At 68.6% G+C, this 14,649-nt stretch carries 15 protein-coding genes; 6 read left to right on the plus strand and 9 right to left on the minus strand.

The genetic code is table 11. The annotated features are described in order from the left end of the window. Window positions 1-35 precede the first annotated feature (35 nt). Complete coding sequence (locus tag AAFO60_RS19380) at window positions 36-2,336, plus strand: protein kinase domain-containing protein (RefSeq protein WP_347957885.1); 2,301 nt, start codon at window positions 36-38, stop codon at window positions 2,334-2,336. Between the two features lie 58 nt (window positions 2,337-2,394). On the opposite strand, the gene AAFO60_RS19385 is transcribed toward AAFO60_RS19380, so the two are convergent. The 6 genes from AAFO60_RS19385 to infC all read right to left on the minus strand — a co-directional run bounded on the left by AAFO60_RS19385 (window position 2,395) and on the right by infC (window position 5,820). Next, window positions 2,395-3,246, minus strand: coding sequence for an ABC transporter ATP-binding protein (locus AAFO60_RS19385; RefSeq protein WP_347957886.1), 852 nt, complete (start codon window positions 3,244-3,246; stop codon window positions 2,395-2,397). Window positions 3,247-3,324: 78 nt separating this feature from the next. Beyond that, window positions 3,325-3,675: a gamma-glutamylcyclotransferase family protein gene (locus AAFO60_RS19390; protein WP_347957887.1), complete on the minus strand. Its 351-nt coding sequence runs from the start codon at window positions 3,673-3,675 to the stop codon at window positions 3,325-3,327. Between the two features lie 25 nt (window positions 3,676-3,700). Beyond that, on the minus strand, window positions 3,701-4,516 hold the full coding sequence (locus AAFO60_RS19395) for a TrmH family RNA methyltransferase (RefSeq protein WP_347957888.1): 816 nt from the start codon (window positions 4,514-4,516) through the stop codon (window positions 3,701-3,703). A gap of 17 nt (window positions 4,517-4,533) precedes the next feature. Further along, complete coding sequence (gene rplT / locus AAFO60_RS19400; protein ID WP_347957889.1) at window positions 4,534-4,914, minus strand: 50S ribosomal protein L20; 381 nt, start codon at window positions 4,912-4,914, stop codon at window positions 4,534-4,536. A gap of 37 nt (window positions 4,915-4,951) precedes the next feature. Beyond that, entirely contained in the window at window positions 4,952-5,146 is a 195-nt protein-coding gene (rpmI, locus tag AAFO60_RS19405; RefSeq protein WP_347957890.1) for a 50S ribosomal protein L35, read from the minus strand. A 101-nt stretch (window positions 5,147-5,247) separates the two neighbouring features. Further along, entirely contained in the window at window positions 5,248-5,820 is a 573-nt protein-coding gene (gene infC / locus AAFO60_RS19410) for a translation initiation factor IF-3 (RefSeq protein ID WP_347957934.1), read from the minus strand. A gap of 227 nt (window positions 5,821-6,047) precedes the next feature. Between infC and AAFO60_RS19415 the strand changes: the two genes are divergently transcribed. Beyond that, entirely contained in the window at window positions 6,048-6,446 is a 399-nt protein-coding gene (locus AAFO60_RS19415; RefSeq protein ID WP_347957891.1) for a DUF1844 domain-containing protein, read from the plus strand. A gap of 51 nt (window positions 6,447-6,497) precedes the next feature. Then, window positions 6,498-6,824, plus strand: a complete 327-nt coding sequence (locus tag AAFO60_RS19420; RefSeq protein WP_347957892.1) for a hypothetical protein — start codon at window positions 6,498-6,500, stop codon at window positions 6,822-6,824. A 49-nt stretch (window positions 6,825-6,873) separates the two neighbouring features. On the opposite strand, the gene AAFO60_RS19425 is transcribed toward AAFO60_RS19420, so the two are convergent. From AAFO60_RS19425 to uvrA, 3 genes are all read right to left on the minus strand, one after another. Next, on the minus strand, window positions 6,874-7,074 hold the full coding sequence (locus AAFO60_RS19425; protein ID WP_432211729.1) for a type II toxin-antitoxin system RelE family toxin: 201 nt from the start codon (window positions 7,072-7,074) through the stop codon (window positions 6,874-6,876). 68 nt (window positions 7,075-7,142) lie between these two features. Next, window positions 7,143-7,415, minus strand: coding sequence for a type II toxin-antitoxin system Phd/YefM family antitoxin (locus tag AAFO60_RS19430; RefSeq protein ID WP_347957894.1), 273 nt, complete (start codon window positions 7,413-7,415; stop codon window positions 7,143-7,145). A 230-nt stretch (window positions 7,416-7,645) separates the two neighbouring features. After that, window positions 7,646-10,504 carry an excinuclease ABC subunit UvrA gene (gene uvrA / locus AAFO60_RS19435; RefSeq protein ID WP_347957895.1) on the minus strand — a complete coding sequence of 953 codons (2,859 nt, stop codon included), beginning with the start codon at window positions 10,502-10,504 and terminating at the stop codon, window positions 7,646-7,648. Between the two features lie 103 nt (window positions 10,505-10,607). Here uvrA and AAFO60_RS19440 point away from each other — a divergent pair, with 103 nt between their 5' ends. From AAFO60_RS19440 to AAFO60_RS19450, 3 genes are all read left to right on the plus strand, one after another. Continuing rightward, entirely contained in the window at window positions 10,608-11,306 is a 699-nt protein-coding gene (locus tag AAFO60_RS19440; protein ID WP_347957896.1) for an MBL fold metallo-hydrolase, read from the plus strand. 130 nt (window positions 11,307-11,436) lie between these two features. After that, window positions 11,437-12,189: a DoxX family protein gene (locus AAFO60_RS19445; protein WP_347957897.1), complete on the plus strand. Its 753-nt coding sequence runs from the start codon at window positions 11,437-11,439 to the stop codon at window positions 12,187-12,189. Window positions 12,190-12,256: 67 nt separating this feature from the next. Further along, window positions 12,257-14,608 (plus strand): HelD family protein, encoded by a 2,352-nt coding sequence (locus AAFO60_RS19450; protein WP_347957898.1) that lies wholly within the window; start codon window positions 12,257-12,259, stop codon window positions 14,606-14,608. Window positions 14,609-14,649: the final 41 nt, after the last annotated feature.

Consider the following 14,649-nt stretch of genomic DNA (forward strand, 5'->3'; position numbering starts at 1 on the left):
TGCCCCGACCTTCGCTGACCGACGAGAGGAACCGAGTGTCCAAATCCCCCGGAACCATCATTGCGGGCTATCGAGTGGTGGAGATTCTCGGCTCCGGCGGGATGGGTGAGGTGTACATCGTCCAGAACGAGCAACTGCACCGTCGCGAGGCGATGAAGGTAATCTCGGTCGGCAGCGTCGCCAACTCCGATTTCCAGCAGCGGTTCGACAACGAGGCCCGCACGATGGCGGCGCTGGATCACCCGAGCATCATCACGATCCACAATTACGGGATCGACGCGGGCGAACCGTGGTTCACGATGACCTACGTCGACGGGCCGAATCTGTCGGTGGCACAGCTCACGCCGGCCGACGCGGTCACCGCGATCACGCAGGTCGCCGACGCTCTCGACTACGCCCACTCGCGGTCGGTGGTCCATCGGGACATCAAACCGGCCAACATCGTGGTCACCCGGGAGTCGGACGGGTCGCTGCGCCGCGCCGTCCTGCTCGACTTCGGGATCGCGAAACTGGCCGACTCGCCGCACCTGACCGCCGCCGATTCGCTGATCGGCTCGGTCGCGTACACCGCGCCCGAGGTGATCGGCGGCGCCGACGCCGGGTCGGCGGCCGACCAGTACTCGTTGGCCTGCACCGCATTCGAGGTCTTGACCGGCCGACCTCCGTTCTCGGCACCGACCTCCGCCGCGCTGATGATGGCGCACGTCCAGCAGCCCGCTCCGGCGCTGGGCTCTGTTCGGCCGGACCTCGATCCGCTGACGCCGGTCCTGCTGCGTGCGATGGCCAAGAATCCGTCCTCGCGCTTCCCCGACTGCCGCAGCTTCGCCGCCGCACTCGTCGACGCGCTGGCGCACACCGCGGCAGGCAGGCACACGATGGTCGCGCCCGTCATGCCCGCCGAGGTCCGCGACCACTCCGGGCCGCAGCCGTTCCCCGCGCCGGCCGCGCGCCCGTACCCGATGCCTGCGCCGCACCCGCAGCAGCCGGCGCCCGCGTTCCCCCAGTCGACGACGCCGTACCCGTCGCCGGCCGGACCGCCGTCTGCCGGACTGCCCGCCGGACCGCAGTGGTCGGCGCCGTACGGGGCCGTGGGTGCACCGCCGCAGACGCCACCGAAGCGGAGGCGTCGGGGACCGTGGATCGCGGGCGCGATCGTGTTGGTCGTGGTGCTCGCCGTCGCGGGCACCATCCCGCTGTGGTGGCCCGGCGACGACAGTGCGGCGAATGTCCCACCCTTCGCGACCGCGCAGATCGCGGGCGCGGCGGGCAGCGAGTGCATGATCGACGCGGGCTCGCTGTACTGCTGGGGCGACAACAGCCACGGCCAGCTCGGCGACGGTTCCATGACGGCGCGATCGCTCCCGGCCAAGGTCCCCGGACTCGAATCGGTGACGGCGGTGGCGATGGGCTCCTACGACTCCGCGTCGACCTCGCGATCGCGCGCGACGACGTGCGCGGTGGCCGCCGAAGACCTGTACTGCTGGGGCGACAATCTGTTCTGGCAGACCGGCGACGCCGGGACCCTGCAGGAGAAGACCAGTCCGTTCCGGGTGCCGGGCCTGGGCAAGGTGACCGCCGTCGCGACTTCGCACTCGTCGACGTGTGCGGTCTCCGACGGCGCCCTGTACTGCTGGGGCTTCTATTCGGGCGGCCAGCTCGGCAACGGTGGCACCGACAGCCTGAAGACGCCGACCCGGGTGCCGGGTCTCACCGACGTGACCGCCGTGTCGTCGCGCGCCGGCTCGGTCTGCGCCATCGCGGCAGCCGAGCTGTACTGCTGGGGCCGGAACTGGTCGGGACAGCTGGGCACCGGGACCCTCGACGATGTCAAGACGCCCACCAGGGTCACCTCGCTCAAGGCGGTGACCGCGGTGTCGATCGGCGGCGGCAATCTCGCCGACACCCCGTTCTGGAACACCTGCGCCGTCGCCGACGGCTCGGTGTACTGCTGGGGCAGCAACCTCAAGCAGCAGCTCGCGCGCGACGCGGACAAGACGAAGAACACGCCGCTGAAGGTCGACGGGCTCACCGGCGCGAGCGACGTCTCGGTCGATATCGGGACCTTCTGCGCGGTCGCCGACGCCCAGGCACAGTGCTGGGGCAACAATCGCTTCGGGCAGGTCGGCGACGGCGGTACGGACCAGCGGTTCACCCCGCAACCGGTCCGGGGCGTCACCGACGTCCGCCAGGTCGTCACCTCCTACAGCGTGACCTGTGCGGTGACCGTGGATCGTCGCTACTGCTGGGGCCTCAACAAGTCGGGCCAACTGGCCGACCCGGGGCGTACCGACGAGCAGGTGACCACGCCCGTCGAGGTCACCCTGCCCGCCGCGTGAGAGGCGGCTCCCGGATCCCCTGCTGCGGCATCGCTCCCGCGGCACCGGCCCGGGTGCATCAATGCACGCGGGCACCGCGTCGGCCGATCGGCACCACCATCGGGGTGCCGCCGACCGGGTCGGTCATGATCGACGACTTCAGCCCGAAGGCCCGCCCGAGCAGTTCGGGGGTGAGGACCTCGGTCGGCGATCCGGTCGCCAGGATGGCGCCGTCGCGCATCACGATGAGCGAATCACTGTAGCGGGCGGCCAGATTCAGATCGTGCAGCACCATCACCACGGTCTTGCCGTAATCGGTGCGGAGTTCGTCGACCAGATCCAGAACGTCGACGGCATGCGCCAGGTCGAGATAGGTCGTCGGCTCGTCGAGCAGGATCAGATCGGTCTGCTGGGCGAGGGTCATCGCGATCCACACGCGTTGGCGCTGCCCGCCCGACAGGGAGTCGACGGCGCGGTCGGCCAGGTCGGTCGTCGACGTCAGCGCCATCGCCTCGGCGACCGCCGCCTCGTCGTCCCGCGACCACTGCCGGTACCACGACTGATGCGGGTGCCGACCGCGCGAGACCAGGTCGACGACGGTCAATCCGTCGGGCGCGACCGGGTTCTGGGGCAGCAGCCCGAGGGTGCGGGCGACCTGCTTCGGTCGGAGTCCGTCGATGTCGGCGCCGTCGAGCAGGATCTTGCCTGCGCTCGGCTTGAGCAGCCTCGACAGGGTTCGCAGCAGGGTCGACTTCCCGCACCCGTTGGGTCCGACGATGGTCGTGACCCGACCGGTCGGGATCGCCACCTCGAGTCCATCGATGATGGTCGTGCCGTCGTAGCCGACGGTCAGCGCCTCGGCCCGGAGTCGGGCGGCCGTCGCCCCCGCCCCGTTCTCGGTCAGTTCCTCTGTCTGCGTAGAAGCCGTCACGCGCGTACCCTTCGGTCGGACTCAATCATTCCCACCAGACGATAGTAGCGTTACCTAACTTAAGTAATGCTGCCCTATCTACCCGACGGCCGGGGCTTCATCGGCCGCGAGGTACACCCAGGCACGGCACCCGGACGTCAAGGTCACCTCGACGCGTCGATAGTCGTCGACCTCGTAGTCGTCGGCTGCGGCGAGGCCGGCGTCGTCGAGTTCCAGGCGGGCGCCGGCGACGCGCTCCTCGGGCCGGCCCGCACGGAGCAGCAGATGCACGCCGAGTCCGCTCAGCGCCACGACCTCGGGGTCGGTGATGCGGACCGTCTCGACCCGGAAGCCGGGCAGCGAGTCGGGCGCGGTGGGCATCGGCCGCCCGAAGACGCCCTCCTGCACCGCGGGGTCCATCAGGGTGCCGTAGCTGAACAGAATGTGCACGGCGAGATCTTACTGCGCAGGCGGTTCAGGAGTTCTGCACGCGCGCACTGGCGTACAGGCAGACGGCGCTCGCCGCCGCGAGATTGAGGCTCTCGGCGCGCCCGCGCAGCGGAATCCGCACTCGGTGGGCGGCCTGCGCGAGCACGTCGTCGGGCAGGCCGTGCGCCTCGTTGCCGAACAGCCAGGCGTGCGGACGTTCGAGCACCGAGTCGGCCTCGTCGAGGCTGAGTTCGCCGGTCATCGTGGTGGCCAGGGTGTCGATGCCGGTCGCCGCGACCGCCGCCAGTCCCCCGGCGACGTCGGCGTCGCGCACGATCGGCACGTGGAAGACGCTGCCTGCGCTGGCCCGCACGCTCTTTCCGTTGTGCGGGTCCACGGAGTCGCCCAGCAGGATCACCGCGTCGGCGCCCATCGCGTCGGCACAACGAGTCAAGGTCCCCAGGTTGCCCGGCTCGCGGGGTTCGACGGCGATCACGAGCAGTCGGGGCCCGGCGGCGAGCACCTCGGCCAGCGGAACGGTCAGCAGTTCGCAGACCGCGAACACACCCGGCGTCGTCGAGGTCTCGGCGAGCTTGGCCGCCGCGCGCCGATCGAGCCGGTGGACGTCGATCCCCGCGGCCAGGGCCCTGTCGACGAGGTCGTCGTGGCGGGCGGCGTCGTCTTCGCGAACCAGCAGCTGCCGAGCCCGACCGGTGGTGAGGGCGGCGTCGACGGAGTTGAAACCCTCCGCCAGGAATCGGCGTTCGGTGCGTCGGACCGAGGCCCGATGCAGCTTCGCCAACGAGACGACCCGCGACGAACGTTCGGTGAGAACATCCGTCGCGGGTCGGTTACGCGTCACGTGCGATCTGAATCAGATCAGGCGACAGGCGCGTTGACGTCGGCCGGCAGTGCGGCGCGAGCGACCTCGACCAGGCCGGTGAAGGCCGCGGGGTCGGTGACGGCGATGTCGGCGAGCACCTTGCGGTCGACCTCGACGCCGGCGAGCTTGAGGCCCTGGATCAGCCGGTTGTAGGTCATGTCGTTCGCACGCGCGGCCGCATTGATGCGGGTGATCCACAGCTTGCGGAAGTCGCCCTTGCGCGCCTTGCGGTCGCGGTAGGCGTAGGTCATCGAGTGGAGCTGCTGCTCCTTGGCCTTGCGGTAGAGGCGCGAGCGCTGTCCGCGGTAGCCCTTCGACGCCTCCAGGATGGAGCGGCGCTTCTTCTGGGCGTTGACAGCCCTTTTCACACGTGCCATTAGTCAGTGTCCTTCTAAAAGTCTTAAAGCGGAAAAATCAGCGGTTCAGCAGGCGCTTGATGCGCGGAGCGTCGTTGTCGCTCACCACGGTCGTGCCACTGAGGCGACGGGTGACGCGCGAGGACTTGTGCTCCAGGAGGTGGCGCTTGCCGGCCTTCTCGCGGACGATCTTGCCGCTACCGGTCACCTTGAAACGCTTCGCGGTGCCCTTGTGGGTCTTGCTCTTCGGCATGGGTTTCCTTCATTCGGGCGAACCTGAGTCCCGGCCGAATCGCTTCGGTCGGGTCCAGGCCCACTACTACTTGTCGTGTGTTGGTTCGACTGCGCCGGCGGTCAGGAGTCCTGCTGCGGCTGCTGCGCCTTGGCGCGGGTCTTCGCACCCTTGTGCGGGGCGAGGACCATCGTCATGTTGCGACCGTCCTGCTTGGCCGAGGTCTCGATGAAGCCGTACTCGGCGACGTCGTTGCCCAGGCGCTGCAGCAAGCGGAAGCCCAGCTCGGGGCGGGACTGCTCGCGGCCGCGGAACATGATCGTGACCTTCACCTTCGATCCCGCTTCGAGGAACCGGACGACGTGACCCTTCTTGGTCTCGTAGTCGTGGTCGTCGATCTTCGGGCGGAGCTTCTGCTCCTTGACGACGGTCATCTGCTGATTACGGCGGGACTCGCGCTGCTTCTGCGCTGCCTCGTACTTGAACTTGCCGTAGTCCATGATCTTGCACACCGGCGGGCGCGCGTCGGGCGCGACCTCTACCAGGTCCAAGTCGGCTTCGTAAGCCAGGCGAAGCGCATCTTCAACACGCACAATGCCCACCTGCTCGCCGCCGGGTCCGACCAGACGGACCTCGGGGACGCGGATGCGCTCGTTGATGCGGGTATCAGTGCTGATGTGGCCTCCTCGATCAATGTTTTCTCATGTGGCCGACCATGGACTGGCAAGCGAGAGGAGGTTTCGAGGCCGAGAACACCATTGCGCCCGCCGAGACCCAGAATCCTCTGGTTCATCGACTGGCGACGGTGTGACCGGAACCGTGAAACTGCTCGTCAGAGACGGCGCCGCACGGTGGGACTCGAAGAATCCTCTTGCTACCCCGGCGTGAGCCGAGGCGGTCATACTGTGACACTCTATCAGGCGTGAGCCCTAACTCCTATTCCCCCGATCAGTCCCCGTCGGACGACAACGCGCACGTCGCGCCCGGACCGGCTGCTGAGGACAACGTCCGCGATCTCGTCGACATTCCCGCGATCGAGGTCATCACCCGGTCGGCGGTCATGCTCATGAGCTCGGCCGCAGAGAAGCTCGGCCTCGCCGAGGGCGCCGACCCCGACACCATCGATCTGCCCGAGGCCCGGGCGCTGATCAGCGCACTCGCCGGCCTGGTCGTCGCCTCGCTCGGAGATCTGGGGATGCACCGCAAGCCGCTGCAGGACGGCCTTCGCGCACTCCAGTTGGCCTTCCGCGAGGCCTCCGCATATCCCGACGAACCGGGTCAGGGGCCGGGCGAGCAGTTCACCGGCCCGGTCAAGGCCTGAAACCGGTCGGGGACCGAACACACCGCGCCCCGACCGCGTTACCGTGGAGCCATGACCACTCCTGGCTTCCCGTCCGGCGCCCCTGGTTTCTCGTCTGACCCCGACGAGACCTTCGACGCCGAGATCGTGCCCGCACCCGAAGCCGCCCCGTCGGTGCGGGCACCGTCGTTCGAGGACGTGACCGGGTACACCGAACGCGGTGTCCCGACCTTCGACCATGTGCGCGAGAAGATCGAGAAGCGGACGGCCACCGCGATCGGCAGCGAGGAGCTCGCCGAGTCCTCGCCGGAGGCCGCGGCCGTCGACGAGGCGATGGCCAAACGCGACGAGGCGGCGAAGAACAAGCTGGCCGAGATCCGGAAGTCGATGGGGCTGTAGGCGGTTGAACTTCAGCCGGGTGATCGGTTCGCCACCTGTTTCAGTTCGGTCATGTGCGGTAGATATGTGAGCGGTGTCCGATGTCGAGGACGACGATGGTGTGTTGAGGCTCGTCGATCCGAAGGAGCACGCGGTAGTACCCGCGTCGGGCGCTGCGGAGACCGTCGAGCTCGTCGCGGAGCGGTTTGCTGAGGCGGTGCGGGTTCTCTGCGAGCGGGCCGGCGATGAACTCGACAACGGCATGGACCATGCGCCCGGACAGTCGGGTGAGCGCACGTTTAGCCGCTGAGGCGAACTCGACCCGGTAGGGGCCGTCTGTCACTCGGCAAGCCCCAGCTCGGCCCGGAGGTCGGCCAACGACGTGGTGTTGCCGGCCGCGTACTCGCGGTCGCCGGCCGCGATGGTCTCCCGAACGCCAGGACGGGACAACCAGTGAATCGTCTCGGTGAGCTCTTCGAGGTCGTCGACGGAGATGAGGACGGCGGCAGGCTTGCCGTGTTTGGTGATGGTGATCCGGTCGTGTGTCTGTTCAGCACTGTCGACGAGTGCCGACAGGCGAGCCTTGGCTTCTCCGAGCGGTACTGTCGTCATGCGTAAATTCTACCCGCAAAATGGGCACAATCTAGTCTAGATTTAGGTCTTTTTCCACCTCTTTCACTGCCGACCGTCGCTTCGTCGAGGTCGGGGCGTGCCGTCCGATTGCGGTGCAGCGACCGGCGGTTCAGCGAAGAACGAGTCCGTCTGCGGTGAGCAGGGCGACAGCATCTCGGATGGACGACGCCGCCGGAGTGCTCCCCCGACGTTCACCGCCCCCGCTTCCCCTACTGCGGCAGCAGCTCCTTCAAGAAGCCGCCGGTGTGGCTGTCGGCGACCGCCGCGACCTGCTCCGGGGTGCCCTGCGCGATCACGGTTCCACCCCCGCTGCCACCTTCGGGTCCCATGTCGATGATCCAGTCGGCGGTCTTGATGACGTCGAGGTTGTGCTCGATGACGATGACCGTGTTGCCCTTGTCGACGAGTCCGTTGATCACCAGCAGCAGCTTGCGGATGTCCTCGAAGTGCAGACCGGTCGTGGGCTCGTCGAGGATGTAGACGGTGCGTCCGGTGGAGCGCTTCTGCAGTTCGGCCGCCAGCTTCACGCGCTGCGCCTCACCGCCCGACAGGGTCGGCGCCGGCTGTCCGAGTCGGACGTAGCCGAGACCGACGTCGACGAGCGTCTTGAGGTACCGGTGAATCGAGGTGACCGGCTCGAAGAACTCGGCGGCCTCGTCGATAGGCATGTCGAGCACCTCGGCGATCGTCTTGCCCTTGTAATGCACCTCGAGCGTCTCGCGGTTGTAACGGGCCCCGTGGCACACCTCGCACGGCACGTACACGTCGGGCAGGAAGTTCATCTCGATCTTGATGGTGCCCTCGCCCGTGCAGGCCTCACAGCGCCCGCCCTTGACGTTGAAGGAGAAGCGGCCGGGCTGGTAACCCCGCACCTTGGCCTCGGTGGTGGCCGCGAACAGGGTGCGGATCTTGTCGAAGACGCCGGTGTAGGTGGCCGGGTTCGAGCGCGGGGTGCGACCGATCGGCGACTGGTCGACCTGGACCAGCTTGTCGAGGTGTTCGAGTCCCTTGATCCGCTTGTGGTGGCCGGGCACCTGTCGCGCGCCGTTGAGCTTGTTCGCCAGCACCGTCGCCAGAATGTCGTTGACGAGGGTCGACTTACCCGACCCGGAGACGCCGGTGACCGCGGTCAGGACGCCGAGGGGGAACGACACGTCGATGCCCTTGAGGTTGTTCTCGGTGGCACCGACGACGGTCACTTGACGCTTCTTGTCGACCGGTCGGCGAATCTCGGGGACCGGCAGCACCTCACGACCGGACAGGTAGGCGCCGGTGATCGATTCCGGGTTGTCGAGCAGCCCCTGATAGCTGCCGCTGTGCACGACGCGGCCGCCGTGCTCCCCCGCGCGCGGCCCGATGTCGACGATCCAGTCGGCGGCCCGGATGGTGTCCTCGTCGTGTTCGACGACGATCAGCGTGTTCCCCAGGTCGCGCAGTCGGACCAGGGTGTCGATGAGCCGGCGGTTGTCCCGCTGATGCAGGCCGATCGACGGCTCGTCGAGGACGTACAGGACCCCCGCCAGCCCGGCACCGATCTGCGTCGCCAGCCGGATGCGCTGGGCCTCACCACCGGACAGCGAGCCCGCCGCCCGCGACAGCGACAGGTACTCCAGGCCGACGTCGAGCAGGAAGGTGATGCGCGCCTGCACCTCCTTGAGGACGCGACCCGCGATCGCCGCCTCTCGCTCGCCGAGGACCAGACCGTCCAGGTACTCGGCGCACTCGGCCACCGACAGCGAGGTGACGTCGGCGATCGACTTGGCACCGTGGATCGGGTGGTCGAGGGTCACCGACAAGATCTCCGGGCGCAGTCGCGCACCGTGGCACGCCGGGCAGGGGACATCACGCATGTACCCCTCGTACCGGTCCTTCATCTGCTCGGACTCGGTGGTGTCGGCGCGGCGCGTCAGGAACGCCATCACGCCCTCGAACTCGGTGTAGTACGAGCGGGTCCGGCCGTAACGGTTGCGGAAGCGGACATGCACCTGATGGTCGGAGCCGGTCAGCAGCGCCTTGCGGGCGTTCTTCGGCAGCGACTCCCACGCGGTGTCCAGATCGAAGCCCATCTGGTCGCCGAGACCCTCGATGAGCCGCAGGAAGTAGTCGGCGTTGTGGCCGGTCGACCACGGCGCGATCGCGCCCTCGCGCAGGGTCAGTTCGGGATCGGGCACCACCAGCGACTCGTCGACCTCCTTGCGGACGCCCAGGCCGTCGCACTCGGGGCACGCCCCGAACGGCGAGTTGAACGAGAACGACCGCGGCTCGAGATCGTCGATGGCTATCGGGTGCGCGTTCGGGCAGGCCATCTTCTCGGAGAATCGCCGCTGCCGGTCCGGGTCGGCCTCGTCGACGTCGACGAAGTCCAGGACGACGATCCCGTCGGCCAACCGCAGCGCCGTCTCGACCGAGTCGGTGAGTCGTTGCCGCGCCGACGGTTTCACCACGAGACGGTCGACGACGACGTCGATGTCGTGCTTCTCCTGCTTCTTCAGCTTCGGCGGCTCGGCGAGCTGGTGCACCTGGCCGTCGACCATCGCGCGAGCGAAACCCTGCACCTGCAGTTCGGCGAACAGGTCGACGAACTCGCCCTTGCGACTGCGGACCACGGGCGCGAGCACCTGGAAGCGGACGCCTTCGTCCATCGCCAGGACCTGGTCGACGATCTGCTGCGGCGTCTGCCGTTCGATCTTGGCGCCGCACACCGGGCAGTGGGCGGTGCCCGCGCGGGCGTACAGCAGACGCAGGTAGTCGTACACCTCCGTGATGGTGCCGACGGTGGAGCGCGGGTTGCGGTTGGTGGACTTCTGGTCGATCGACACCGCGGGCGAGAGGCCTTCGATGAAGTCGACGTCGGGCTTGTCCATCTGCCCCAGGAACTGGCGCGCGTACGCCGACAGCGACTCGACGTACCGGCGTTGACCCTCGGCGAAGATCGTGTCGAAGGCCAGCGAGGATTTGCCCGAGCCGGACAGCCCGGTGAAGACGATCAGCGAATCCCGCGGCAAGTCGACATCGATGCCGCGCAGATTGTGCTCACGCGCGCCCCGGACGATCAGGCGATCAACCACAGAAGTTCCTCACGTTCTCCTCGCAGAATTATCCGCTGCCACAGTACGCGGACCCACCGACAATTCCGGCTGGGCGTCGCGTGCATCTGGCTACCCTGGGGGCATGAGCATCCAGGTTGAGCTGACCGACGACTACACCGGCAACGTCTCCCCCGATCCCGACCATCACGGCGCGCACGCGCAGCGGCGGGTCCTCGACAACGCGACCATCGTCAAGATGTCGGTCGGACCGATGGACAACAACGTGTACGTGGTGACCGACACCGCGACCGGCGCCGGCCTGCTGATCGACGCGGCCAACGACCCCGAAACGATCCTCTCGCTGATCGACCAGCTGCCGGGGTCGGTCGAGCAGATCCTCACGACCCACGGCCACTTCGACCACTGGCAGGGCCTCGAGGAGGTGCATCGCGTCCTGCAGGTGCCGACGGCGGTCGGCGCGGCCGACGCCGAAGAGCTCCCCCTGGATCCGGACCGCACGCTCGTCGACGGCGACACGGTCACCGTCGGCGACCTCGTGCTCGACGTCATCGGGATCCGCGGTCACACCGAGGGTTCGGTGATGCTCGCGCTGCGCGAGAAGTCCGGCCGAGTACACCTGTTCTCCGGCGACTCCCTGTTCCCCGGCGGCGTCGGCAAGACATGGCAGCCCGGCGACTTCGAGATCCTCCTCGACGGCGTCATCGCCAAGGTCTTCGACCGGTTCGGCGACGACACCGCCGTGTACCCGGGGCACGGGGTCGACACCACGCTGGGCGACGAACGGCCGAAGCTGTCGGAATGGCGGGCGCGCGGCTGGTGAGGCCGCATCGATGTCCCGGACCCCAGACGCCCGATTAGACCGTTCGGTACCGTCTGCGAGAAGGGGGCCTCGGCCCGCTGCACGACAGACCACCACATCCATCTGATCCCCCACTGGAAGGCACTGCACCATGCTGTTACGCAAGATCGCACGACCCATGCTCGGCGCCGCATTCGTCGCATCGGGCGCCGAAGCCGTCCGTTCGCCCGGCGGCCCGTCGGCCGGCGCTGGAGCCTCGGCCACGCCGCTTCCGGCGACCTCGCAGACCGCCATCCAGGTGGCGGGAGCCGTGCAGATCGGCGCCGGCCTGGCGCTGGCCGCCGGCAAGGCCCCGCGGGTCGCGTCGGCGGTGCTCGCCGGCACGCTGGTCCCGACCACGTTCTTCGCGAGCGACTTCTGGAACGAGAGCGATCCGGCGCTGCGCACGATGAAGCAGTCGTCGTTCGTCAAGAACCTCGGCCTGTTCGGCGGCGTGCTGATCTCCTCGGCCGACACCGAGGGCAAGCCCTCGCTGGGCTGGCGTGCTCGACGCAAGCTCGACCGCGCCGAGCATCTCGTCGACGCCGAGGAATCGGTCGTCGCAGCGGTCGCCAAGCATCGGGGTGACGCACAGCGCATGCACGAGATCGTCGACCGGATCCCCACCGCCGAACTCAAGAGCCGCGCCGCCGACCTGGCCGACGCCGCGCGAGCGCGTGCGAGCGAGGCCGTCGAAGCCGCTCCCGGCGTCGTCGAGAACGTCCGCCAGCACGTGCAGGAGACGGCCGCCGACATCGCCGACCGCGCTCCGGCGGTCGCCGCGGAGGCCCGCGATCTCGCAGTCAAGGCGGGCGAGGAGTCGGTCGCCCAGGCTCGGCGCTGGCGCAAGCAGCTGACGTATTGATCCGACGGGCGTTGCGCCGCTCACGATGCGGCGCAACGCCCGGTTTCGTCGGTAACATGGAACGACTGTGACAGCGTCAGACCCCCATTCTTCGACCGCCGCGCCCGCTCCCGATGCACGAATCGCACCGGAGCAAGCCCACCTCGACGCCGTGTACGCGCGGCTGGACCGGATGCGCGCCACCACGCGACGCCGCCTCGGTGAGACGCTGCGCGAGTCGGCGGGCACCCCGCAGGCGCTCTCGGAGCGCGAGTCGTACGAGCGCATGTACAACGAGGACCTCGCGAAGTTCGATGCGGCCGAACACAATCTGTACTTCGGGCGGCTCGACCTCGCTGCGGATGCAGATCTCGCCACGGATGCAGATGGCGTCGACCCCGCCGAACGAATCCGACGGATCGGCCGCATCGGCATCCTCGACGACGACGATCACGACACCACGCTGCTGCTGGACTGGCGAGCTCCGCTCGCCCGCCCCTTCTACCTGGCGACCCCGACCGCACCGGAGGGTGTCGACCGCCGCAGGCACATCCGCACCCGCTCGCGCATGGTCCGCAGCGTGTCCGACGAGTATCTGCAGTCGGGCCGGATCGACGGCGACCGCGCGGAGACGAACGTCGTCAACGAGTCGGCGCTGGTGGACGCGCTCAACGCGGCACGCACCGGCGAGATGACCGACATCGTCGAGACCATCCAGCGTGAGCAGGACCAGATCATCAGGTCGACCCACCGCGGCGTGCTGGTCGTGCAGGGCGGACCCGGCACCGGGAAGACGGCCGTCGCCCTGCACCGCGCGGCATACCTGCTGTACACGCACCGGGAGATCCTCTCGCGCAGCGGCGTGCTGATCATCGGCCCCAACGACGACTTCCTCCGGTACATCGGCCAGGTGCTCCCCTCGCTCGGCGAGACCGGGGTGCTGCTGTCGACGATCGGCGACCTGTTCCCCGACATCCACGCCGCCGGCGTCGACACGCGCGCCGCGGCCTCGCTCAAGGGCGATCAGCGGATGCTCGCCGTGCTGCGCGCGGCGGTGCGGGGACGGCAGTCGCTGCCCGGCAACGACGTCCGGATCCGGTTCGACGGCTACGAACTCCACATCTCCAACGACGTGATCAAGGCGGCACGAGCCGCAGCGCGATCGACGCGCAAGGCCCACAATCTGGCGCAGCGCACCTTCGTGCGCGTCGCGCTCGACGAGCTCGCCGCCCAGCACGCCCGGCGGATCGGATCCAGTCAGCTCGACGGCTCGCAGCTGCTGACGCGCGCCGACCTGGAGGACATCCGGCATGAGCTGGAACTGGACGACGCCGTCGTCGCGGCCGTCACCGCGTACTGGCCGCAGCTGACCCCGCAGGGCCTGCTGCGCGACCTGTACGCGGACCCCGCCTATCTGCGGCGTTCGACCCGGGGTTGGACGGACGACGAACGAGCCGAACTGCATCGGGTCGGCGCTGCACTGCCCGCCGACGCCGATCTGTCCCCGGGCGACGTCCCCCTGCTCGACGAACTGGCCGAGTTGCTCGGCTATCGGACCGACGAGGCCGATCGTGCCGAGCGCGCCCGCTGGCGCCAGCAGTTGTCGGAGGCCCAGGACGCCCTCGACATCCTGACCGGGTCGGCTCCGCAGGACCTGGAGGACGACCTGGACCCCGAGATCCTGATGGCCTACGACCTCATCGACGCCGAGCAGCTCGCCCAGCGGCAGGAGCACACGCACTACCGCACCACTGCCGAGCGGGCGTACACGGATCGGACCTGGACGTTCGGGCACGTGATCGTCGACGAGGCGCAGGAACTGTCGTCGATGGCCTGGCGAATGGTCATGCGGCGGATTCCGAACCGTTGGATGACGGTCATCGGCGACACCGCGCAGACCGGGGACGCCGCGGGCAGCACCTCGTGGTCGGAGGTCTTCACCCCGTACGTCGCGAAGCGATGGCAGCTGGCGGAGCTGACGGTCAACTACCGCACCCCGTCCGAGATCACTCGATACGCCAACCGCCTGCTGCCCCGCATCAGCCCCGATCAGCGTCCGCCGACATCGTTGCGCAGCAACGGCATCGAGCCGTATGCGGTCCACGCACCGACGGGCGGGGGTGCCGTCGTCGCCGCCCGGCTGGCAGTGGAGTCCGGATGGGAGGGGCTCACGACGATCATCGTCGCCGACGCCCATGCGGCCGACGCCCGCGCCGCGGCGGCCGATGTGGCCCCGGGCCTGTCGGTGCATGCGATCACCGCGTCGAAGGGACTCGAGTTCGACAACGTGATCGTGCTGGAACCGCGCGATCTCATCGACGAGTCGCCGCGCGGACTGTCGGACCTGTACGTCGCCTTGACGCGAGCGACGCAACGCGTCGTGGTCGTCCACGAGAACGGCCTGCCGGAGGATCTGAAAGATCTTCCGACAGGCCGCTGACGGTCCCCCGGGTCTCGATACCCTCGCCCCCCAGGCCGGTC

The sequence above is a fragment of the Gordonia aichiensis genome (genome assembly GCF_039946255.1).
GTDB classification, from domain to species: Bacteria; Actinomycetota; Actinomycetes; order Mycobacteriales; family Mycobacteriaceae; genus Gordonia; species Gordonia aichiensis_A.